Origin of the sequence: Streptomyces sp. NA02950 (assembly GCF_013364155.1) — a bacterium.
Classification (GTDB): Bacteria; Actinomycetota; Actinomycetes; order Streptomycetales; family Streptomycetaceae; genus Streptomyces.
The window spans coordinates 102,790-122,668 of record NZ_CP054917.1 but is presented as its reverse complement, the minus strand read 5'-3'; the positions used below and the strand labels follow the sequence as shown (position 1 = coordinate 122,668).

General features: G+C 71.3%; 29 protein-coding genes. 16 read left to right on the top strand and 13 right to left on the bottom strand.

The window, feature by feature from the left end:
• Positions 1-22 precede the first annotated feature (22 nt).
• The 7 genes from HUT19_RS42025 to HUT19_RS41995 all read left to right on the top strand — a co-directional run bounded on the left by HUT19_RS42025 (position 23) and on the right by HUT19_RS41995 (position 6,139).
• Positions 23-2,554: a DNA translocase FtsK gene (locus tag HUT19_RS42025; RefSeq protein ID WP_254886314.1), complete on the top strand. Its 2,532-nt coding sequence runs from the start codon at positions 23-25 to the stop codon at positions 2,552-2,554.
• A gap of 3 nt (positions 2,555-2,557) precedes the next feature.
• Entirely contained in the window at positions 2,558-2,752 is a 195-nt protein-coding gene (locus HUT19_RS42020) for a hypothetical protein (protein WP_176188244.1), read from the top strand.
• A gap of 20 nt (positions 2,753-2,772) precedes the next feature.
• Positions 2,773-3,087: a hypothetical protein gene (locus tag HUT19_RS42015; protein WP_176188242.1), complete on the top strand. Its 315-nt coding sequence runs from the start codon at positions 2,773-2,775 to the stop codon at positions 3,085-3,087.
• An 8-nt stretch (positions 3,088-3,095) separates the two neighbouring features.
• On the top strand, positions 3,096-3,266 hold the full coding sequence (locus HUT19_RS42010; protein WP_176188240.1) for a hypothetical protein: 171 nt from the start codon (positions 3,096-3,098) through the stop codon (positions 3,264-3,266).
• 4 nt (positions 3,267-3,270) lie between these two features.
• Positions 3,271-3,864: a hypothetical protein gene (locus HUT19_RS42005; RefSeq protein ID WP_176188238.1), complete on the top strand. Its 594-nt coding sequence runs from the start codon at positions 3,271-3,273 to the stop codon at positions 3,862-3,864.
• 65 nt (positions 3,865-3,929) lie between these two features.
• Entirely contained in the window at positions 3,930-4,643 is a 714-nt protein-coding gene (locus HUT19_RS42000; RefSeq protein ID WP_176188236.1) for a restriction endonuclease, read from the top strand.
• Positions 4,644-4,951: 308 nt separating this feature from the next.
• On the top strand, positions 4,952-6,139 hold the full coding sequence (locus HUT19_RS41995; RefSeq protein WP_176188234.1) for a cytochrome P450: 1,188 nt from the start codon (positions 4,952-4,954) through the stop codon (positions 6,137-6,139).
• A 70-nt stretch (positions 6,140-6,209) separates the two neighbouring features.
• Here the strand turns inward: HUT19_RS41995 and HUT19_RS41990 are convergent, their stop codons facing one another.
• Together HUT19_RS41990 and HUT19_RS41985 are read right to left on the bottom strand one after the other, a co-directional pair.
• Positions 6,210-6,938: a hypothetical protein gene (locus tag HUT19_RS41990; protein ID WP_254886313.1), complete on the bottom strand. Its 729-nt coding sequence runs from the start codon at positions 6,936-6,938 to the stop codon at positions 6,210-6,212.
• A gap of 39 nt (positions 6,939-6,977) precedes the next feature.
• Complete coding sequence (locus tag HUT19_RS41985) at positions 6,978-7,439, bottom strand: helix-turn-helix domain-containing protein (RefSeq protein ID WP_176188230.1); 462 nt, start codon at positions 7,437-7,439, stop codon at positions 6,978-6,980.
• 314 nt (positions 7,440-7,753) lie between these two features.
• Between HUT19_RS41985 and HUT19_RS41980 the strand changes: the two genes are divergently transcribed.
• Complete coding sequence (locus HUT19_RS41980; RefSeq protein ID WP_176188228.1) at positions 7,754-8,062, top strand: hypothetical protein; 309 nt, start codon at positions 7,754-7,756, stop codon at positions 8,060-8,062.
• Positions 8,063-8,207: 145 nt separating this feature from the next.
• On the opposite strand, the gene HUT19_RS41975 is transcribed toward HUT19_RS41980, so the two are convergent.
• The 3 genes from HUT19_RS41975 to HUT19_RS41965 all read right to left on the bottom strand — a co-directional run bounded on the left by HUT19_RS41975 (position 8,208) and on the right by HUT19_RS41965 (position 9,819).
• The gene (locus HUT19_RS41975; RefSeq protein ID WP_176188226.1) at positions 8,208-8,732 is read right to left on the bottom strand and encodes a hypothetical protein; all 525 of its coding nucleotides are present in this window, start codon (positions 8,730-8,732) and stop codon (positions 8,208-8,210) included.
• Positions 8,733-8,929: 197 nt separating this feature from the next.
• On the bottom strand, positions 8,930-9,400 hold the full coding sequence (locus tag HUT19_RS41970; RefSeq protein ID WP_176188224.1) for a hypothetical protein: 471 nt from the start codon (positions 9,398-9,400) through the stop codon (positions 8,930-8,932).
• A 38-nt stretch (positions 9,401-9,438) separates the two neighbouring features.
• Positions 9,439-9,819, bottom strand: a complete 381-nt coding sequence (locus tag HUT19_RS41965) for a DUF6011 domain-containing protein (RefSeq protein ID WP_254886312.1) — start codon at positions 9,817-9,819, stop codon at positions 9,439-9,441.
• Positions 9,820-9,976: 157 nt separating this feature from the next.
• Between HUT19_RS41965 and HUT19_RS41960 the strand changes: the two genes are divergently transcribed.
• The 5 genes from HUT19_RS41960 to HUT19_RS41940 are packed head-to-tail and all read left to right on the top strand — an operon-like array spanning position 9,977 to position 13,551.
• The gene (locus HUT19_RS41960) at positions 9,977-11,254 is read left to right on the top strand and encodes a DNA methyltransferase (protein ID WP_176188222.1); all 1,278 of its coding nucleotides are present in this window, start codon (positions 9,977-9,979) and stop codon (positions 11,252-11,254) included.
• Positions 11,255-11,268: 14 nt separating this feature from the next.
• Positions 11,269-11,733 carry a hypothetical protein gene (locus tag HUT19_RS41955; protein WP_176188220.1) on the top strand — a complete coding sequence of 155 codons (465 nt, stop codon included), beginning with the start codon at positions 11,269-11,271 and terminating at the stop codon, positions 11,731-11,733.
• Positions 11,733-11,939: a hypothetical protein gene (locus HUT19_RS41950; RefSeq protein WP_176188218.1), complete on the top strand. Its 207-nt coding sequence runs from the start codon at positions 11,733-11,735 to the stop codon at positions 11,937-11,939. The genes HUT19_RS41955 and HUT19_RS41950 overlap by 1 nt, the downstream gene beginning before the upstream one ends.
• Positions 11,936-12,475, top strand: a complete 540-nt coding sequence (locus HUT19_RS41945; protein WP_176188216.1) for a ParB N-terminal domain-containing protein — start codon at positions 11,936-11,938, stop codon at positions 12,473-12,475. The genes HUT19_RS41950 and HUT19_RS41945 overlap by 4 nt, the downstream gene beginning before the upstream one ends.
• Entirely contained in the window at positions 12,472-13,551 is a 1,080-nt protein-coding gene (locus tag HUT19_RS41940) for a DNA cytosine methyltransferase (protein WP_176188214.1), read from the top strand. The genes HUT19_RS41945 and HUT19_RS41940 overlap by 4 nt, the downstream gene beginning before the upstream one ends.
• A gap of 62 nt (positions 13,552-13,613) precedes the next feature.
• Here HUT19_RS41940 and HUT19_RS41935 read toward each other — a convergent pair whose 3' ends face one another.
• Complete coding sequence (locus HUT19_RS41935) at positions 13,614-13,883, bottom strand: hypothetical protein (protein WP_176188212.1); 270 nt, start codon at positions 13,881-13,883, stop codon at positions 13,614-13,616.
• 162 nt (positions 13,884-14,045) lie between these two features.
• Between HUT19_RS41935 and HUT19_RS41930 the strand changes: the two genes are divergently transcribed.
• Both HUT19_RS41930 and HUT19_RS41925 read left to right on the top strand, forming a co-directional pair.
• Positions 14,046-14,447, top strand: coding sequence for a hypothetical protein (locus HUT19_RS41930; RefSeq protein ID WP_176188210.1), 402 nt, complete (start codon positions 14,046-14,048; stop codon positions 14,445-14,447).
• A gap of 40 nt (positions 14,448-14,487) precedes the next feature.
• The gene (locus HUT19_RS41925; RefSeq protein ID WP_254886311.1) at positions 14,488-16,047 is read left to right on the top strand and encodes a terminase family protein; all 1,560 of its coding nucleotides are present in this window, start codon (positions 14,488-14,490) and stop codon (positions 16,045-16,047) included.
• Between the two features lie 53 nt (positions 16,048-16,100).
• Here the strand turns inward: HUT19_RS41925 and HUT19_RS41920 are convergent, their stop codons facing one another.
• The 7 genes from HUT19_RS41920 to HUT19_RS41890 form a co-directional block, all read right to left on the bottom strand.
• On the bottom strand, positions 16,101-16,307 hold the full coding sequence (locus HUT19_RS41920) for a hypothetical protein (RefSeq protein WP_176188208.1): 207 nt from the start codon (positions 16,305-16,307) through the stop codon (positions 16,101-16,103).
• Between the two features lie 69 nt (positions 16,308-16,376).
• Complete coding sequence (locus HUT19_RS41915; protein ID WP_176188206.1) at positions 16,377-16,601, bottom strand: hypothetical protein; 225 nt, start codon at positions 16,599-16,601, stop codon at positions 16,377-16,379.
• Positions 16,602-16,784: 183 nt separating this feature from the next.
• Positions 16,785-17,123 carry a hypothetical protein gene (locus tag HUT19_RS41910; RefSeq protein WP_176188204.1) on the bottom strand — a complete coding sequence of 113 codons (339 nt, stop codon included), beginning with the start codon at positions 17,121-17,123 and terminating at the stop codon, positions 16,785-16,787.
• Positions 17,124-17,319: 196 nt separating this feature from the next.
• Positions 17,320-17,925 carry a hypothetical protein gene (locus HUT19_RS41905; RefSeq protein WP_176188202.1) on the bottom strand — a complete coding sequence of 202 codons (606 nt, stop codon included), beginning with the start codon at positions 17,923-17,925 and terminating at the stop codon, positions 17,320-17,322.
• 82 nt (positions 17,926-18,007) lie between these two features.
• A complete protein-coding gene (locus tag HUT19_RS41900; protein ID WP_176188200.1) occupies positions 18,008-18,256 on the bottom strand; it encodes a hypothetical protein in 249 nt (82 codons plus the stop codon).
• Positions 18,257-18,427: 171 nt separating this feature from the next.
• The gene (locus HUT19_RS41895; RefSeq protein WP_176188198.1) at positions 18,428-18,922 is read right to left on the bottom strand and encodes a hypothetical protein; all 495 of its coding nucleotides are present in this window, start codon (positions 18,920-18,922) and stop codon (positions 18,428-18,430) included.
• Between the two features lie 177 nt (positions 18,923-19,099).
• On the bottom strand, positions 19,100-19,354 hold the full coding sequence (locus HUT19_RS41890; protein WP_176188196.1) for a MarR family transcriptional regulator: 255 nt from the start codon (positions 19,352-19,354) through the stop codon (positions 19,100-19,102).
• Between the two features lie 220 nt (positions 19,355-19,574).
• Between HUT19_RS41890 and HUT19_RS41885 the strand changes: the two genes are divergently transcribed.
• On the top strand, positions 19,575-19,820 hold the full coding sequence (locus HUT19_RS41885) for a hypothetical protein (RefSeq protein ID WP_176188194.1): 246 nt from the start codon (positions 19,575-19,577) through the stop codon (positions 19,818-19,820).
• Positions 19,821-19,879: the final 59 nt, after the last annotated feature.

Sequence of the window (19,879 nt, the reverse complement as noted above, 5' to 3'; positions counted from 1 at the left end):
TGACCTTAAGGAGTTCCACACCATGGCCCGCTCGAAGGAAGACCGCGAGGTCATCCCCTGGGTGCACGGGGTCGTCTCGACCCCGCTGTTCACCGCGGGGTTCATCTACCTCGATGGCGTCGGCCTGGGCGTAATCGAGGACCAGGGCCACACCGTGCCGCTGGACATGCTCGGCATCGGCTCGGTCGGCGGGGTCATCGCCGTGGCCACCGCCCGCTTCATCCGCACCGGCGGCGAGGGCCGCTCCAGGCGCGCCCGCTGGTTCCACACCGCGTTCTCCGGCATCTGGACCGGCGCCGCGGCGGGCTGGCTGAACTGGGTCGCCCACGGCACCCCGTGGACGCTCGCCTCGGCCGCCGCGCTCGGCGCCATGACGGTGATGATCTCCCCGTTCTACGGCATCGACCGCTACCTGCGCGGCGACGAGATCGCCGAGCAGTGGGCGAAGGAGGAGGCGGCGCTCGCCAAGCCGCTGACCGACTGGGCGGACATGTTCGCCTCGGTCGGCGCCCGCGGCGTGTTCGTCGAGGGCAAGGACAAGGCCAACTACGGCTTCCAGCTGACGCTGCGGCTCACCGAGACCGACTTCGACGGCCTGCTGCCGCTGCTCAAGCGCCTGGAGATGAAGGCCGGTGTCCGTGCCGGCGCGCTCACCCTGAAGCCGGGCGAGACGGCCGACCGGGCGTACCTGCAGGTGTCCACGCGCAACGTGCTCGCCGAGCTGGTGGAGCTGGACCCCAGCGACCACCCCATCACCATCAACGAGCCCCTCACGCTCGGGATGTTGGAGTCGGGCGAGCCCATCGAACTGCTGATGCGGCAGAACAGCGTGCTCATCGCGGGCCAGAAGGGCTCCGGCAAGAGCGTCACCCTGCACGTGCTGATCTCCCTCCTCACGCGCTGCGTCGACGCGGTGATCTGGATGATCGACATGGCCAGCGGCCACACGGCCAAGCGGTGGGTGCGGCCGTGGGTGGAGGGCTGGAAGGACGGGGACGGCAACGTCATCGACCGCCCGCTCATCGACTGGATCGCCACGACCGAGGACGAGGCGGTACGGCTGTACAACGCGGCACACGACGTCGCGGACCAGCGGGCGAAGACCGCCCCGGGCGGCAAGCTCGTCCCGAAGCCGGACAAGCCCGCGATCATCGTCATCACCGAGGAAGGCTCGGACCTGATGGCCTGGTCGCCGATGGCCGCCAAGCCCAAGACCCGCGGCATCAAGAAGGGCCGCAAGGCGGCGATCGACTACGTCGACGTGGTGCAGCGCGGTACCGGCCCCAACACGGGCGGCGGCGAAATCGACAGCCAGTACGACACGACGATCGGCCTGCGCTTCCGGAAGAAGGGCGAGGGCCAGTACGTCTTCCCGGACTTCTACCACCAGGTGAATTTGGCCGCCCTGCCCGGCAACGGCGCCTGCTACATCAAGACGTCGGCCATGAACCCCTCCGAGCCGCCGGAGAAGGGGCGCTTCGCGTACGTCAACGACGACGAGGACTCCACGCACATCGAGGAGATGGCGGTCGCCCGCGCCCACATCCGTCCCGACCTGGACGACGAGGCCGTCGCCATCGCCAACAAATGGGGCTACGGCGATCGCTGGTCCGACACCGAGCGCATCGGCTGGCTGCTGGAAGCCTTCGGCATCGACGCGCCGCGCTCGGCGAGCACGGGCACCTCCGCCAGCATGAACGGCGGCGGCACCGGCACCATGGCGCCGCCCGCGCCGACCGTCCAGCCGCCCGCGGGCACCGGCGGTTCCGGCAACGGAAGCACCGGGCGCGGGACCCTGCCCAGCGACCTCGGTCCTCTGGGGTCCGCCGAGGACTACCTCCGGCGGTACGGCGGCGGCCAGGGGGGCCAGCAGCCGCCGGTCGGCGGCCAGCCCACCCCGCCGGCCGGAACGCCCGGCCCGGACGAGGCAAGCGTGCAGGCCGCGATCTCCAAGGCACTCGCCGAGGCCGAATGGCTCACCCAGCAGGCCGCCGAGAAGCACGGCGCCCAGCAGGCGCAGGAGGAGGCCGAGAAGGACAAATCCCGCGAGCACCCCCGCAAGGACGAAGTGATGGAGATGGTCCGCGACGCCGGGCCCGACGGCATCACCATCGACGCCTGCCTGAAGCGGCTCGAGGAGCAGTACCCGGAGGAGAAGCCGCCCAGCCGGCAGGCCGTCTCGAAGTGGTTCGCCAACGACGAGAGCGTCCTGCAGCCCGGCGGACCCAGGACACCGTATGTGTGGGCCGACCCCGACCACCCGGCGCCGGCCGAACTGCAGGACGACGACGAGGACGAAGACGGAGCCGAGCCGCTCGGCGACGACCTGGACCTGTTCTGCCACGCCGTCGAGCTGGTCGTCTCCACCCAGTTCGGGTCCACGTCGATGCTGCAGCGCAAGCTGCGCGTCGGCTTCGCCAAGGCGGTCTGGCTCATGGACCAGATGACCGCCCGGGACATCGTCGGCGAGCGCGACGGCAGCAAGGCCCGCGACGTGCTGCACAAGCCCGACGCCCTCAACGCCCTCCTCGCCCAGATCAAGGAAGAGAACTGACCGATGGCCATCTCCGTCTCCGCCGTCCTGCTCCTGCTCATCATCGTGATCGTGATGCTGCGAGGGGGCACCCTGCGCCCCCTCCCGGCCCTGGCCGCCACGCTGTTCGGCTTCTTCCTCGCCTCCACCGGCATCGCCCCCTCCATCACCAACGCGTTCAGCTCGATGGCCGACGCGCTGCACTCCATCAACTTCTGACCCAGGAAAGGTTCTCGACCATGGGCGTCCTCGTCGTCCTGTTGTCCTTCGCCATCGGCGCCGGCCTGACCCAGCTCGGCCACGTCATCGCCCGGCATCTGCGCCCCGATCCGTCGTGCACCTGGTGCGCGACCACCTCCGGCTGGCCGGTCCGCGGCCACGACACGCGTCTGTGCCGGGGGTACGTCCACCAGCTCCGCGAACGGGACCCCGCGTACGGCGGCAACCTCTGGCGCGATCCCACCGACCCGCTGTACGGGGCCGCCGAGATCGACGTGAGCCGGGCACAGCGCCTGCCGTTCGTCGCCCGCCCGGTCAACCCCGACACCGAGTAGCCGACCCGATGCAGCAGCCCGCCGCCGACCAGCCGGTCATCGTCCCCGCCCCGGACGGACGCCTCCTGATCGCCGTCCTGGACCCGACCTCCACCGCGACCACCAGCCCGCTGCGGCGGGCGCTGGCCCACCCCCGCACCGCCCCGCAGCCCCCGACCACTTCAGACAAGGAAGCGTGACCCCATGAACGACGGCAACGTCCGGCTCAGCAAGTCCGAGTACGACACGGCGCAGGCTCTCCTCGCCGACCTCAGCGACACCACCCCCGGCCGGCACATCCCACAGCCCGGCCCCGTCGCCCCGGGCATCGCCCCCTTCGTCGTCCCCGACGGCTACACGGTCCGCGAGACCCACAAGACCAACACCGACGGCTCCACCGAGATGGTCCGCGAGGTCGTTCCCCTCGAGCAGCCGACCCCGCCGCCGGCCGCGCCGCGCCGGGCCATGTCGGCCTCGCCCGACCCGGCCTCGCTGCCCACCGCCTTCATGGAGCGCGAGCGGCGCACCCTGCCCCAGTGGCTCACCTGGAACCGGCGCAAGCTCAAGGCCGCCACCTACCTCGCCGGTGTTGCCGCGGTCACCACCGTCGGTGCGGTGTACGGCAACGACATCGTCGACGCGATCGACTCCGGCCTGCACACGCTGTGGGGCGCGACCATCACCGTGCTGAAGGTCGTCGGCGTCGTCCTCGCCGGCGCCCTGTTCCTGCGCATCGTCTTCGGCGGCGCCCGCCGCAAGCGCTCCGGTGGCTTCTCCGGTACCTGGTGGGAGGACTGACCTCCCCTCACCCGTACGCCCGGCGCACCATCCCGAACCGAATCAACCGATAGGAGAGACCCACCATGGCCAGCACCACCCGCCGCCCGCACCCCGAGCGCCGCCGTCCCGCGCGCCGCACCAGCCGTCGCCGCCACCCCGCCGGCCGCCGCCGGGGCGCGGTACGCCGCGGCTGGCGACGCCACTTAACGGCCGGAGACCGCACCGCGCTCATCATCGTCGTGGTCCTGGCGCTGCTGTTCATCGGCGACTACCTCAGCCGCCACCCCGGCATACTCGCCGCGCTGCTGACCGTCCTCGGCCTGGCCGGCGTCACCACCGCCTACCTGTGGGGCAGGCGCCGCTACCGGCGCTGGCGCCTGGACGGGCACGGCGAACTGCCCACCGACATCGACCACTTCCGGGCCCTGTCACCCGGTGGCTTCGAACGCGCCGTCGCCCGGCTGTGCCAGCGCGACGGCTGCACCAAGGTCGAAGTCCTCGGCGGTGCCAACGACCGGGCGGGCGACGTGAAGGCCCGCACCCCCGACGGACGCTGGCTGCTGATCCAGTGCAAGCGGTACACCGAGACCAAGAAGGTCAGTGCCGAGGTGCTGTACCAGGTGAACGGCACCTACCAGGACACCCACGGCTGCGACCTGGCCGCGATCGTCACGACGAGCGGCTTCACCGCGAGCGCCTTCGACTGGAACAACGACCTCGAGGCGCCGCTGAAGCTGATGGGCTCGCAGGCCCTGCTGGAGTGGGCGGACGGCACGGGACGCGCCCCCTGGCAGTAGCCGCCGGTGAGACGGTGGACGACGGCATGGTGGCGCAGCCCGGCGGGAGGGGCTGCGCCACCGGCATGTCAGGCCCCAACTAAACCCTTCCTTACGTAGTGGGTTTCGTGTACGGTGGGGAGCACCGGGAAAGCCGCGGGCATCGGCGGAACCGGCGACGAATGCAGCCGTGGAGCAGCTGAGTTCGTCGGGCAGTACGGGAGATGGGAGCGCATCGGCCCCCGGCCTGAAGTCCCCTCGAGGGACTCGGCCGGGGGCCGCTGTCGTTGCCCCGCCGGACGCTCGAGCCGCACCCATAGGGTGAGCGCATGGATCTTGCGGACGATTTGATAACCCGCCCATACGACGTCTACCGGAGTCTGCGCACCGCCTCGCCCGTACACCGCATCGCCGGGCCCGACGGCCAACCGGCCTGGCTCGTCACCCGGTACGACGACGTACGCTCCGCGCTCGCCGACCCGCGGCTGTCGCTGGACAAGGCGCACGCCCGGGAGGGCAGCTATCGCGGGCTGGCGCTGCCGCCGGCACTGGACGCCAACCTGCTCAACATGGATCCGCCGGACCACACCCGGCTGCGCCGCCTGGTCGGACGCGCCTTCACCCCCGGCCGGGTCGAGCAGCTGCGCAAGCCGGTCACGGCCACCGCCGAACGGCTCCTGGACGCGCTGGGTGCGCAGGGCACGACCGACCTGATCGCCGCCTACGCGGCGCCCCTGCCGATCACCGTGATCTGCGAACTCCTCGGCATCCCCGACAGCCACCGACGGGACTTCCGCTCCTGGGGGAGCGCGCTGGTCGCCCCCGATCCGAGCCGGCCCCAGGCCGCCAAGGAGGCCGTGGTGGCGATGATGGGGTTCTTCAAGGACCTCATGTCCCACAAGCGGGCCAGCCCGGCGGACGATCTCCTCTCCGACCTGATCGCCGTACGGGACGCCGACGACGACCGGCTCACCGAGGACGAGTTGATGTCCTTGGCGTTCCTCATCCTCTTCGCCGGATACGAGAACTCGGTGCAGCTGATCGGCAACGCGGTCCTGGCGCTCCTGCAGCACCCGGACCAGATGGCCCTGCTGCGCGAGGACCCGGCACGGATCGCCGGCGCGGTCGAGGAGTTCGCCCGCTTCGAGGGCCCGGCCCTGCTCGCCATCCGCCGCTTCCCCACCCAGGACGTGACGATCGGCGGCGTGACGATCCCCGCGGGCGACACGGTGCTGCTGTCCCCGTCCGCCGCCAACCGCGACCCGGACCGCTTCTCCGACCCCGACCGCCTGGACCTCGGCCGTGACGCCGCCGGCCACCTGGCGCTCGGCCACGGCATCCACTACTGCCTGGGCGCACCGCTGGCGCGGCTGGAGACCGAGATCGCCCTCGCCGCGCTCCTCGGCCGGTTCGAGGACCTCGAGCTGGCCGGGAGCGAACTGCGCTGGCGGCCTTCCCTGCGCGCCCGCGGCCTGGTCGAACTGCCGGTCCGCTACGGCACCGGCCCCTCCCGCTGACCCCGGCACCCCGGGAGACGACTGTGGGCCGCACGCGCGTTGCGTGCGGCCCACAGTCCTGGACGCGGCGTCAGAGCCCGGCAGGCTCCTGCTCCTTGTCCTGCTGCAGCCGTTCCCGGAACGCGCCCACCATGGGCAGCGTCAGGCCCAGGAAGAGGAAAATCACGGCCAGGCCGCTCAGCGCGGGGCTCACGACCTCCTCGACATCCAGCGACCACGGATTGCCCAGGATGTAGAAGATCAGGTACGAGCCCTTGGACATCGTGTAGGCCATGCCCAGTGTCGCGGCCATGGAGGACAGCGCGAAACCGGCGCCGCTCCAGGGCCGGATGCCCCAGTTGCGCCGTGCGGTCCGGCCGCACATGAAGGCCAGCTCACCGCAGGTGACCATGACATACGCCAGGTAGATCAGCAGATACGCGGCGACCCGGGTGTCCGCGGCGTACGCGGTCGTGAACTCGATGCGCGGCTCGTTGGTCGCGAGGAACAGCGGCACCATGACGGCCAGTTCCACCATGGCCGCGAAGGCCCGCTGGTACATCGCGGCCCGCACGTACTCCGGGCGGTAGGCCAGGTCCACCATGGTGATCTGCAGGGCCGCGCACCACAGGATCGCGCAGATGTGCGCGATCAGCTTGCCGACGTTGGCGACGCCGGTGGCGTCCTCCGCCAGGTCGGCGACCATGGGAACGGCGAAGAAGACGCCCAGGGTGCAGACGCCGAAAGCGGCCGCGATCGACCACGTGGACACGCGCGGGTTGCCGACGGCCCTCCTGGTGCAGAAAAAGGTGACCAGCACGCCGGCCACTGTGCACGTCCCGAAGACTATGCCGTCCACTTAGAGCCCTTCCAATGCATCGGCCGCATACTGAGCGGCCTCGTCCCTACTGCGCCGGCGACGCCGTCGGCCCGGCTTCTCGGCGGCCTCACTGCGCGGCACCGGCGGCAAGCCGAGATCGTCGCGTCGCCGCTCCAAGTCTGCAACGACGTTTCGCCACTCACTCTTGGGGAGCCCATTCAACAGGGCGAGGACGCGGCGCGCGTCGGGATCTTCGAACACCTCGAGCGCCGTGAGGTCGTCGTAGCTGTCGTGCGGGAGCAGGTACGCGGGCGGCACTCCGCCCAGGGCCTGACACAAGGCCACGACCGTCGCGATGGTCGGGTTGTCCTGCGAGCCATTGGCCAGTTTGGCGATCGCGGCATGGGAGACCGATGTGTGATCTTCCTCGAGCGCGTCGACGCCGGCGGACAGCGAACGTGATGTGTGCGCCCGGCCGTTGGCGTCCCGGCGGCTGGCCATGAGGGCCCTGAGTTTGTCCGCCAGGGACGGACGGCCTGGGCTCACCGCTCACCAGGCTTGCCGAGCACGGCGTGAAAGCCGCCTGGCCGCCGATGACTGCTCACAACCACGTACTCACTCTCTTGATCTTGTTCCTGTGTACTTTAGTTGACACCTTCAGGTGTGACGGGCAGGATCACAATTTGCGCGCAGAGTAGTCACATTCCGTTTCCGGGTCACCTGGCCGCCACCAGGCATGCCCTCCGGCGACCACTGGGGCCTTACCGGCTCGTTGTGCGTTTCCGGAAGAGCACACTGAGGAGAGACCAGCAGGCATGAACGACTCCCGGGCGGCGTCCACCGCCCGACCCCCCACGTACAGCGCACCCGCTTCCGTCACGCTGCTCGCAGCCGGGCGCGAGGACGGGAAGGTCGTGGCCATCGGCACGGCGCGGCTCTGCCGCCCCTCGAGGGCCGATTCCTCCCCGCCTGCCGCGCCTCGGGGGAGCCGCCCCGTGCCCGCCACGGGCTCGCCCACCCTGGACTGCGCCCGGGCCGGGCAGCACCTGGCGGACGTGCCCGACGTGCGCACCCTGATCGACCGTATGCGGAACACGACACCCGCCGATGCCCCCGATTTTTGACCGCCCCGACGGGCGATCCGATCATCGGACACGTTCGGGTCTGGCGCGGACCATCCATTCCCTTCTCTAAACCCCCCGTGCCGAGAAGACACGCCAGACCCGAACCCAAGTCCCCGCCCCGGTAGGGGACTTGCCCGGATACTCCCTAGGCGCGCCGGGCGGCCACCGCGTCGTACCGCTCCTCCTCGACCTCGGCCTCGAAGGCGCTGCGGGCCCCCTCGAACAGACCGTCGGCGTCGACGTCATGGACCGTCAGCAGGGCCCGGCGCATCGCGATCAGGAGGCGGGCGAACCGCGGGCCCCGCTCACCCAGCAGGCGCCACGCCTCCGTACGGGCGGCCTCGCCCCAGGCGGCCTCGCCCCGGCTCTCCGAGGCGGCCACCGCGTCCAGCAGCAGCCGGGGGATCACGATCCCGTCGGCCGCGTGGAAGAGGTTGGAGACCAGGTCGCCCAGGACCTCGCACGCCCAGTCGGCGTCCGCCGCCAGGTCCTCGGCCCGTACCGCGTCCCACCGGTCCTGGCTGCCGCCCCGGGCGCAGGCCGCCCACACCAGGCCGACGTCCTCCCGGGCGCTGGGCTCGTGCCCGAGGGCGGCCCGGGCGTCGTCGTAGTACGCGAGCAGCGCCCGGCCGTACCGTGCACGGACCTCGTTGGTGACCTCGACAGACATGGCGAACTCCTGCTTCTCGTAGGGGAGTTGATGCCGCCGGGGTGGCGGCGGCCCATTCATCACTCCGCTCGGGCAGGACTTGCAACCCCGGAAAACCGGCCCTGTGCTGCGCCGATGCCGGCACCGCAGGGGGAAAGCCGAACGCCCCGCCGGCGGGCGGGGCGAGGGGCGGTGCCGGCTGGACGACCGGGGGAGGGTCACCACGGCATGTGGGCGTCGACCAGGGCGGCAAGCCAGGCGGGCAGGTCGTGGGTGCCGGGGATGAAGGTGATGGTGGTGTACTCCTCCGGCTTGTTGGTGCCCGGCACGCGGTAGCCGTTGACGTACGCCATCTCCAGCATCGGCTCCTCGCCCGTGGGCCGGCGGTACTTCAGGTACACCGACTGCGGGGCGAGGGTGACGCCGAAGAAGTCCGTCACGTTCGGGGCACCGGTGACCCGAAGGGACCTGTTGCGCTCTTCGACGATCGGGTGGGCCACGACGCCCTCCAGAGCGGCGGGCGTTGCGGCCTCGGTCTCGGGGGCGGTCTCGGGGACCAGGCGGACGATCTCGCCCTTGGGGGTCGTGACGAGAAGCGGCTTGCGCTCGTCGGCGGCCCACATCACGGATTCGGCGATCTCCTGGTTCCCGTCGTTCCAGTCGATCTCGTAGGCGTCGGAGTCGGTCACGGTGTTCCTCTCTGTCCGGCCCGTCGGGCCGCCGCCGGTCAGGCGGCGGCGACGATCTGGGCGGCGATCCGGTGGTAGCAGGTGTGCTGGCCGCGCAGTCCGGCCGGGCAGGTGCACGCCTGCGGGGCGGTCTTGTAGGTGGTGATCCCGTCGGAGGCGACCACCTGGAAGACCCGGCGGGCGCGCAGGCGGACCAGGCCGCCCATCTCGATCAGCTCGGTGGCCTTCGCGACCTGGGCGGGCTTGTGGCTGCCGGTCCGCGCGTGGGCGAGGGCGGCGGCCTTGACCTTGCGCAGGCAGGTCGGGCCGTAGCCGAGGGCGGCGGAGCGGGGGGAGCGCAGGACGCGGTCGCAGCGGAGGCAGTGGGTGTGTCCGGCGGTGCGCTGCATCTCTGCCTCCTGGGGGCGGGTCGTCCTCACACCCCAACTATACAACGAAGCGTTGTAAGGTTGGAAGGGGAGGGGGCATGATCTTTTGCCGAACCGCCCGCCGCTCCGGGCCACTTGACGCCCGCCCAGGTCACCGCCGGGGTCGGGGAAAATGGATCACGGCACTGTGGGGGTGGACGGAGCTGCCATGGGCACCCCCACGCCCACCGCCGCGGTGACCTACCTCGGCACCCGCGAGATCCCCTTCGACCAGCTCGAGCGGTTCCCCGGCAACCCCCGGCGCGGCGACATCGACGCCATCCGCGGCTCGCTGCGCCGCCACGGCCAGTACCGCTCCCTGGTGGTGCGCGCCCTGGGCGAGGACCAGTACGTCATCCTGGCCGGCAACCACACCCACGACGCCCTCAAGGCCGAGGGCTACGCCGCCGCCCGGTGCGAGGTCATCGAGTGCGACGACGACCAGGCCCGCCGCATCAACCTCGCCGACAACCGGCTCGCCGAGCTCGGCACGTACGACAACGACGCCCTGGCGGACCTGCTCTCCTACCTCGACGGAGACCTCGACGGCACCGGCTACACCGCCGAAGATGTCTCCGCCCTGCTGGGTACCGAGGAAGAGCCCGCCGCGCTCACCGACCCCGACGACATCCCCGATGCCCCGGCCGACCCGCACTCCCAGGTCGGCGACGTCTGGATCCTCGGCCGCCACCGCCTCCTGGTCGGCGACTCCACCGACGTCGCGGCCGTCGAGGAGATGCTCGACGGCGACCGCTGCGACGCGATGTGGACCGACCCGCCGTACGGCGTCGACTACGTCGGCAAGACCAAGGACGCGCTGACCATCCAGAACGACGGGGCCACCGACCTGCCCGAACTGCTGGCCGGCGCCTTCGCGGTGGCCACCGTCGCCCTCAAGCCCGGCGCGCCCGTCTACGTCGCGCACGCCGACACCGCCCGCATCACCTTCGAGACCGCGATGACGGACGCCGGGTGGCTGGTGCGGCAGAACCTGATCTGGGCCAAGGACACCATGGTCCTGGGCCGGTCGGACTACCACTACCGGCACGAGCCGATCCTGTACGGGTTCACCGACGCGCCGGCCGGGTCCGGGCGGCTGGGCCGTGGCGGGGAGCGCTGGTACGGCGACAACGCGCAGACCACGGTGTTCGAGGTGCCCAAGCCCGCGCGCAACGCCGAGCACCCCACCTCCAAACCCGTCGACCTCATCACCGCCGGCCTGCGCAACTCGTGCCGCCCCGACGGGCTGGTCTACGAGCCGTTCGGCGGCTCCGGGTCCACGCTCATCGCCGCGCACGTCACCGGCCGCTCGGCCCGCGTCGTCGAGCTCGACCCCCGGTACGCCGACGTCATCTGCCGCCGCTACCAGGAACACACCGGCGAACAGCCCGTGCTCAAGTCCACCGGCGAGCCGCACGACTTCACCCTCCCCGACCAGGACGACTGAACGGGGGCTGACCCGTGCCCGCGTCCAAGGCGCAACGCGCCGCCACCGCACACCGCCGCGCGCAGGCCATCGCGCTGCGGCTGGCCGGCATGGACTTCCAGACGATCGCCGAACGGCTCGACTACTCCGACCGCGGCGCCGCCTCCAAGGACGTCCACCGCGCGCTCGAGGCCAACCTCGAGGCCGAGTCGGCCGCGGCGGCGACCCTGCGCGAACTCGAAGTCCAGCGTCTGGACCGGATGCAGGCCGCCGCCTGGGCCAAGGCCGCCAAGGGCGACCTGAAGGCGATCGAGACCGTCCTGAAGGTCATCGACCGCCGTGCCCGGCTTCTCGGACTCGACCGGCCCGCCCGTACCGAGATCACCGGCGCCGACGGCGGCCCGCTCCAGGTCGAAGCCGTCGACCTCGCCGAGCTGGAACGCCTGATCACGCTGACCGACGACTCCGCGCCCGGCGGCGAGACGCCGGAGGAGGCGTAGTGCCCGCGCACCCGGCCGCCTTCGCCCACCTCGCCGCCCGACTGCGCCGCACCCGTGACCCGGCCCTGCGGGACCAGCTCCTGGACATCTGGATCGACATCCGCGACCGCGCCACCGAATGGGACGCCCGCAGGTGGGGCTTCGAGGACCCCGACACCTGGGCCCGGCGCATCATCGCGGACCACAACGAAGGACGCCCCGCATGAGCGAGACCACCGCCGGCCTGCCCGGCGCCACCTACACCGGCACCCGCGACGTCCCGCTCGAGGACCTGACCCGCTACCCGGGCAACCCCCGCCGCGGCGACGTCGAATCGATCCGGGCCTCCATCCGCCGCCACGGCCAGTACCGCTCCCTGGTCGTCCGCGACACCGGCGACTCCCTGGTGGTGCTGGCGGGCAACCACACCTCCGACGCGCTTCGTGCCGAGGGCCGTACCACCGCCCGGTGCGAGGTCATCACCTGCGACGACGACACCGCTCGCCGTATCAACCTGGCGGACAACAAGCTCGCCGAGCTCGGCTTCTACGACGAGGAGGACCTCGCCGCCGCGCTCGCGGCGCTCGACGGCGACCTCGAGGGGACCGGCTGGAGCCAGCAGGAGGTCACCCGCCTGCTGACCGCCGAACTCCCGGAAGGGTTCGCCGCGTTCGACGAGTCGATCGCCGAGGCCCTCCAGCCCACCACCCACACCTGCCCCCAGTGCGGGCACACGTTCACCGGTGACGAGGCCGCAGCGTGAGCCCGGCCGTCGTCCGCACCCGGCTCGACTACGGCCGGCTCCTGGCCGACGCCTGGGCCGCCCACCTCGCCCCGCGCGCGGCGGACGCGCCGACCGTCGTGTCGACCTTCGCCGGGGCCGGGGGCAGCTCCCTGGGCTACTCCATGGCCGGATACCGGGAGCTGCTCGCCGTGGAGTGGGACGACCACGCCGCCGACTGCTTCCGCCGCAACTTCCCCCACGTGCTGCTGCACCACGGCGACATCGCCGCCCTGGACCCGGCCGTCCTCGGGCTGGTGCCGGGTGAGCTGGACGTGTTCGACGGCAGCCCGCCCTGCCAGGGCTTCAGCACGGTGGGCCGCCGGCAGATCGACGACCCCCGCAATCAGCTCTTCCGCCAATACGTACGGCTGATCGAGCACTGGCAGCCCAAGACGTTCGTGATGGAGAACGTCGCCGGGATGGTCCGCGGGCAGATGCGCTCCCTGTTCGCCGAGATCCTCGGCGCGCTCAAGGCCGCCGGGCCCGGCTACCGGGTCACCGCCCGCCTCGTGGACGCCTCCTACTTCCGCGTCCCGCAGAAGCGCATGCGCATGATCTTCATCGGTGTCCGGCGCGACCTCTGCGTCGACCCGGTCCACCCGGCGCCCGTCGACCGGCCGCTGACCGTCCGGGAGGCCCTGGCCGGCCTGGACGACCCCGGCCCCTTCCAGCGCCCCTCCGGCAAGGCCGCCCGCGTGGCCCCGCTCATCCCGCCCGGCCGCAACGGCGGCGACACGCTCCTCGACCTCGGCGGCAAGAAGGCGTTCTTCTCCCTCGAGCGCCTGGCCTGGGACAAACCGGCCTTCACGCTCATCAAGGAGGTGAGCGCGTCCCGCAACGGTCTGCTCCACCCCGACGAGGACCGCCTGCTGGGCGTACGGGAACTCGCGCGCCTGCAGACCTTCCCCGACGCCTATGACTGGGGCGACAGCCCCGTCGACAAGGTCTGGGCGCGCATCGGCAACTCCGTCCCCCCGCTGCTGATGCGGGCCATCGCCCAGACCGTGCGCGAACGGATCCTGGACGCCGCCGAGTTGGGCCGACCGCGAACGTGAACAGCTCCGTGGTGGCGGCCGTGGCGGGGCGGCGGGGGGTGCCCGCCGCCCCGTGGGCCGTGCTACTCGGTCACGGTCAGGGACTGTACGAAGGCGGCCTGCTCGAACCCGACCCGAGGGTCCAGTTCGCCCGCCGCCATCTGCTGGTACAGCCTGGCCGCCGTCTCCCGCTTCCAGGCGTCCGATACGCCCAGGAGTTCCAGCACTTCCCGCGTCTTCTGCTCGGTGTCCTGCTTCAGCCAGGCGAACCTGATCTCGGCGACTTCGGCTTCGAGGCGCTGGCCGATCTGCTCGCGCTCGCTGTCCCGGTCCCTGCGTGTCCTCTTCGGCATGGCTCAACTATACAACGGAGCGTTTTAAAGATGGAAGGGTGTGGGGCATCTTCCTGATCTCCATTGCCGCAGATCGGAGCCCCTGCTCCGCAGGTTGACCAGAAGGGACCCGCGCAGGGGCCACCACACCGCCCCCCGGCGGTGTGACTCATGGAGGACACCATGGCGCACCTCGACCAGCGGCGTGCCGAACTGCTCCGCCGCCGCCTCACCGGCGAGGACTTCACCGCCATCGCCCGGGAGCTGGACTACGCCGACGCAGCCGAGGCCGCCGCCGACTTCGCCGACGCCCTCGCAGCCACCGACCCGCTCGAGCCCCTCGCCCGCCACGAAGCCGACCAGCGCTCCCTCGACGAACTCCAGCACGCCATCTGGGACTTGGCGACGACCGGCGACCTCGACGCCATCAGCACCGCACTCGCCATCAGCGACAGCCGCAGCCGACGCCTGGGCCTGGATGCCCCGGCCCGCCTCGAGAGCGCCGGACCCGCCGTCGACCCGGCCGCCGTCACCGCCGCCGAACTGGACGAACTCCTCGCGCTGATCGAGGACCCCCCGATCTGAGAGATCATGGAAAGGTGCGCGGGGGTGCACGGAGCCCCCCATGATGAAGGCGCCGGACCAGGAGCAACGCCTCCTCGAGCGCTACCGCACCCTCCCGCGCGCCCAGCGGCTCGTCATCGCCCGCACCGCCTCGCCCGACCTGCGCATCCGCCTGGCCCACATCGAGCGGCAGATGGCGATGGACCGCTCCCCGGGGGCGCTCGCCGCGCTCCTGACCGACGGCCGCGAGCTCCAGGCCCGGCACCTCAACCTCATCGACCAGGCGTTCATCCGGATCGCCCGCGGCGAGCGGGTCCGGCTCCTGCTGAACATGCCGCCCCGGCACGGCAAGAGCCAGAGGGCCGCCCGGTGGGCGCCCCTGTGGTACCTGCGCCGCAACCCCACCCACCGGCTGATGATCGCCTCCTACAGCGCCGTGCTCGCCGAAGGCCACGGCCGCTGGCTGCGCGACTCCATCAACGAGTACGGCGAACAGCTCGGCATCTCCCTGCGCTACGGCTCCAAGGCGGCCGGCCGCTTCGACCTCACCGGGGGCCCCGGCGGCCTCGTCACCGCCGGTGTCGGCGGCTCGCTGACGGGCATGGGCGCGCACCTGGCGATCGTCGACGACCCGCTGAAGGACGCCAAGGCCGCCGCCAGCCCCACGGTGCTCGGCGACCTGTGGGACTGGTGGCAGCAGGTCCTCAACACCCGTATGGAGCCCAACGGCTCCATCGTGGTCATCCAGACCCGCTGGTCGGAGAACGACCTCGCGGGCCGGATCCTCACCCAGGACGCCGCCCGCGACACCGCGCGCTGGACGGTCATCAACCTCCCCGCGATCGCCGACAGCCCGGACGACGCCCTCGGCCGCGCCCTCGGCGAGCCGCTGTGGCCCGAACGCTTCGGCCTCGAGCACCTGCAGGACTTCCGCGACGAAGTCGGCGAGCGCGGCTGGTGGGCGCTGTACCAGCAGCAGCCCAGGCCGCTCGAGGGCGGCATCTGGAAGTGGGAGTGGATCCGCGGCCACCGGGTCAGCACCGAGCAGCTGCGCGGCATCAAGCTCACCCGGATCGTCGTCGCGGTCGACCCGGCCGGAGGCGGCGAGGACAGCGACGAGGTCGGCATCGTGGCCGCCGGCCGCGACGCCGCCGGGAACCTGTACGTCCTGGCCGACCGCTCCGGGAAGATGGGCGCCGCCGACTGGGGGCGCGCCGCCTGCGAACTCGCCCTCGAGGTCGACGCGGACGCCCTGGTCGTCGAGTCCAACTTCGGCGGCGACATGACCCGCCAGGTGCTGGTCCAGGGCTGGGACGAACTGGTACGCGGCGGCGGGCCCGAGGCGGCCGGGGCGCTGCGCCCGCGGATCATTCCGGTGACCGCGAAGCAGGGCAAGAGGTTGAGGGCGGAGCCGATCGCGCAGTTGTACGAGCAGGGCCGGGTGCGGCACGTGGGGGAGTGGCCGGCGCTCGAGGTCCAGATGGTGACCTGGATGCCGGGCCTGGACTCGCCGGACCGGATGGACGCGGCGGTGCACGCGTTGACGGAACTCGCCAACCCGGCGGCCGTGGACAGCGGGACGGGCGGCTACCGCGACGGGCGCCTCAACGGACGCCGGTGAACGGCGCAGCCCCGGCCGGGTGGGCCGGGGCTGCCAGGAGCGGGTGTCGGGGGCTAGCCGACCTGAAGGAGCGTCCAGCGGGTCGCGCCGACCCCGGCGCCCCAAGCCTCATCGGTCTGACCGACCCGGAAGTTGTAGGCGTCCATTGCGGCGTCCAGCGCGTTGCCGTTGTGGTCGGTGTCGTCGAAGTACTCGGTGGTGTCGTCGTCCTGGAAGACGCGGCCCTGCGAGTCGAGCTCCTTGAGGATGTAGAGGGGCATCCGCTGCTCCTTTCGTCTCCGTGCGGGCCCGCCTCGCTCTCCTCGAGGCGGGCCCGGTGTGGCGTTCGGCTAGTTGCGGCTCCAGTTGCTCCAGCCCAGGGCCTCCTGGGCCTCGCCGCTGAGGTAGCCCTGCTGCTCGCCCTCGGCGATCCAGCAGGTGCCGTCCTCGGTCTCGGTCACCTCGCCGATCGTGTACTCGAAGGGGTAGTTCGGCTGCGTGGCCAGGCGCACCTTGGCCTCCGGGTTCATCCGCTCGAGCTTCTCGATCAGGTCGGCGACCGTCATCTCGTCCATGCTGCGCTCCCTCTGCACTTATCAAGGTCCGGGGGCTTGCCCGCCCCCTTCGAGATCAACTATACAACGCAGTGTTGTAATGTTGGAAGGGGTTTGGTGATCTTTCTCCGGCGGGGTGGGGGGTAGTCCCGCAGCTTTGCCAGCCGCCCGGTGCGCTCGGGCGGCTGGCAAAGCTGCGGGTGTTCAGGAGGCGCAGGTGTCCAGGATCGCCATCCCGTCCGCCGTGGTGACGAACTCCCAGATCGCGCCGTGCAGGAGTGCGTCGCGGGCGACCGTCAGGTCCCCGTCGTACTCGGCGAGGTCGATCCGGCCTCTGTCGGCGGCGTCCTTGAGGGCCTCGCGCCAGTCGGCGCCCACCCCCGTCACCCGGTTCTCCGTGTACCCCTTGAAGGTGGAGGCGAGGGACTCCCGCCGCCAGGCGCGGTCCTCGGCATCCAGGTCGGCGACCGGCCCGAAGGTCTCGGCGACCTCCTGGCGGGCGAAGGCTATGCAGATCCGGGCCCGGCGTCGTGCGTTGTTCATGAGGTGCTCCTCGGTTCGTCCTGGGCGTCTGCCCCTTCCAACATCAACTATACAATGATGCGTTGTAAGGTGGAAGCCGCGGCCCAGATCTTTCGAGGAAAGTCCCTGATGGGCACGGCACTTGGCGCGTGGCCGACGCGGCCACAGCGCGCCGTGCGGCGCCCGGTCCGCCCCGGGGCAAGCGGGGCGGACCGGGTCAGTGCCAGGCCACCTCGCGGCCGTGTGCAGCGCACCAGTCGGCCAGCTCGTACAGCTCCCGCAGGCGCCGCTGCAGGTAGCCCGGCGCACGGCCGCAGACGACCGTGCGCCCGAGCCGGAGGTCCGGCACGCCGGGATCCTCGGGGGCCAGGCCGAGCGCGGTCAGCACCCGGGCCCGGAAGTCTCCCGCGCCCAGCTGGCCGTGGGCGTCGACCACGGCGACCGGGATCACCACGGCGTCGTCCGGCACCTCGAGCGGCAGACCGGCCTCGAGGGCGTCGCACGCCGTGCCCGCGTCCGCGGCGAGCGGGAAGCCGAGCGCCTCGAGGACGCCGACGACGTTGGTGTTCGAGAACTCAACGAACGGCACCTCCCCGTCCGGGTCCACCTCCTCCGCGTACAGCGGGTACTCCGGGCAGATCTCGGGCAGGTCGCAGCCGGGCAGCGGGTCTCGCGGGCCGGGGGCGGCGTTGGCCCGGTCGGCGGCATCCTGGGCATCCGGGTAGCTGCCGAAGCGCGGGGCGAGCACGGTGGCCTGCGGGCAGCAGCAGCTGACGGCGTAGCCCACCGGCGGCCGGTGTGCGGCGGTGAAGGTGACGGTCACGGAGCCTCCTTGGTGGTCGGTCGCGGGTCGGGTGGCGGGGGCTTGCCGTGCTTGCCCCAGGGCAAGCCCCCGCCGTTGTCGGCTAGTTAGGGTTGGCGATCGCCTCGCGCAGCGCCCGGTCCTGCTCGGGGCTGGCGCTGGCGAAGGTGTACTCGGCGTCGCCCCAGCCCGCCCGTACGTCGGTGCAGGCCCGCTCCGTCTCGGTGACGACCACCCGGTAGGTGTAGCCGTCGACCCACACCTCGCCGGTCAGGCCCAGGTTGGTGGGGTGGAACCGCGCCGCGAGGGCGGCCTCGAACACCTTGTCCGCCGTGGGCTGGTCGAGGGTCATGTCTGACTCCTTCCTCGTTGGTACCGGTCCGTTCCTTGCACCTCAACTATACAATGTAGCGTTGTAAGGTTGAAGCGCATGGCGCCGATCTTCCAGAGAAAAGAGGAGGTCAGAGCACCTCCGCCGGGCTGCGGTCACGGCTGCGCCCCGGCGGGGAGGCCGGGGCGCAGGTCACACGTTGGTCGTCTTCCACCGGTGTACGTAGTCGGCGGCGGCGGCCCGCAGCAGGCTCGCGGTGAGGTGGTATGTCGGCCCGTCCACTCGCGTCCCGGCCTCGAAGGGGTACCGGTCGGCGTGGTCGGGGTGCGGGCCGGGGTTCAGGTACAGGTCGCTGCAGACCACGTACCCGCTGAAGCCCCAGTCGCCGACCTCGATCATCTGGTCGTGCACGTCGGCGGCCGTCGGGTCGCCGAGGCTGACCGAGACGGCCGGCTCGTCGTCGAAGTCGTAGCTGGCCGGGTCGTCCCGGTAGACCGGGTCGATGTACTTGTCGGCCACCAGGACGCCGGTGACCGGGCAGTCCGAGCCGGGGAAGTGGATCGCCGGGTCGTGGAAGGAGTATCGGATGCCGGTCGTGCCGTGAACCCAGGCGCCGACCCCGTGAACCGTCAGCGGATCGCTGGCGGGCAGGCCGTGGGCGTTGAGGTCCAGGCTGACGGTGAACATCTCGTTCCTCCCCTCGGGGCCGGCGGGTCCGGCCTCTCCCGCAGACTATATAACGCTATGTTGTAAAGTTGAAAGGGCTTTTCTGATCTTGTTTCGGCCCGCTGGAAACGCCGCGCGCCCCGGCTCCGGAGGGGGAGCGGGGCGCGCCGCGGCGGTGCGAGCGTCGGTCTGGGCGGCTCAGGAGTCCTGGTCCTGGAGGTCGGTGCGGAAGCCCTGGCCGGGGCGCTTGATCTTCCAGTCCTTCACGGTCGCGGGGTACCAGCCGGGCTTTCCGCTCAGCGTCACGTCAGGGTCCGGCAGGAGGTGGCGCTTCTGCGACCAGTAGTAGCGCACGGTCCCGACCGCCACGCCGATCTCCTGGGCGACCTCCGCGTAACCCCACACCTCGGTCTCGCCCCCTTCTTGGGGCGCTTCCTTCGATTCCTTCGTCATGATCCTGTGTCCTCTGCTGTCGGGTGGAACGATGGGTGTGCGGTCCGCCCCGCTCTCCTCGGGGTGGACCGCACGTGTTCCGGGCGGTCGGTGCACGTCGACCGCGCCCGGCGCTGACTATACAACGATCCGTTGTCTCCGGCTCCATTGCCACAATACAACATCACGTTGTAAAGTTGGAGGGGTTGAAGCCCAGAAACCACATCGGACGGAGGACCGGATGGACGACGAACTCGCCGAACTCGCCTGGTACAAGCTGACACCGACGTGGATCGACGTGGACGTGAGCGGCTGGGAACTGGAAGGCGGCAAGCGCGACTGCCACGAGACGTTCAGCGAGATCCCGGAGCGCGACGTCATGCTGGCCAAGCGCTGGGCGAACCAGGTCATCGGCCGCCGCCGCACCTGGCGGCTGGTCGAGGACCGGGACTTCGAGCACTACGAGGCCGGCCACCGCTACGCCTGACGCCCGCAGCCCCTCCGGCCCCCCGCCGATATCCTTGATCACGGCGCGGGGCCGACCTT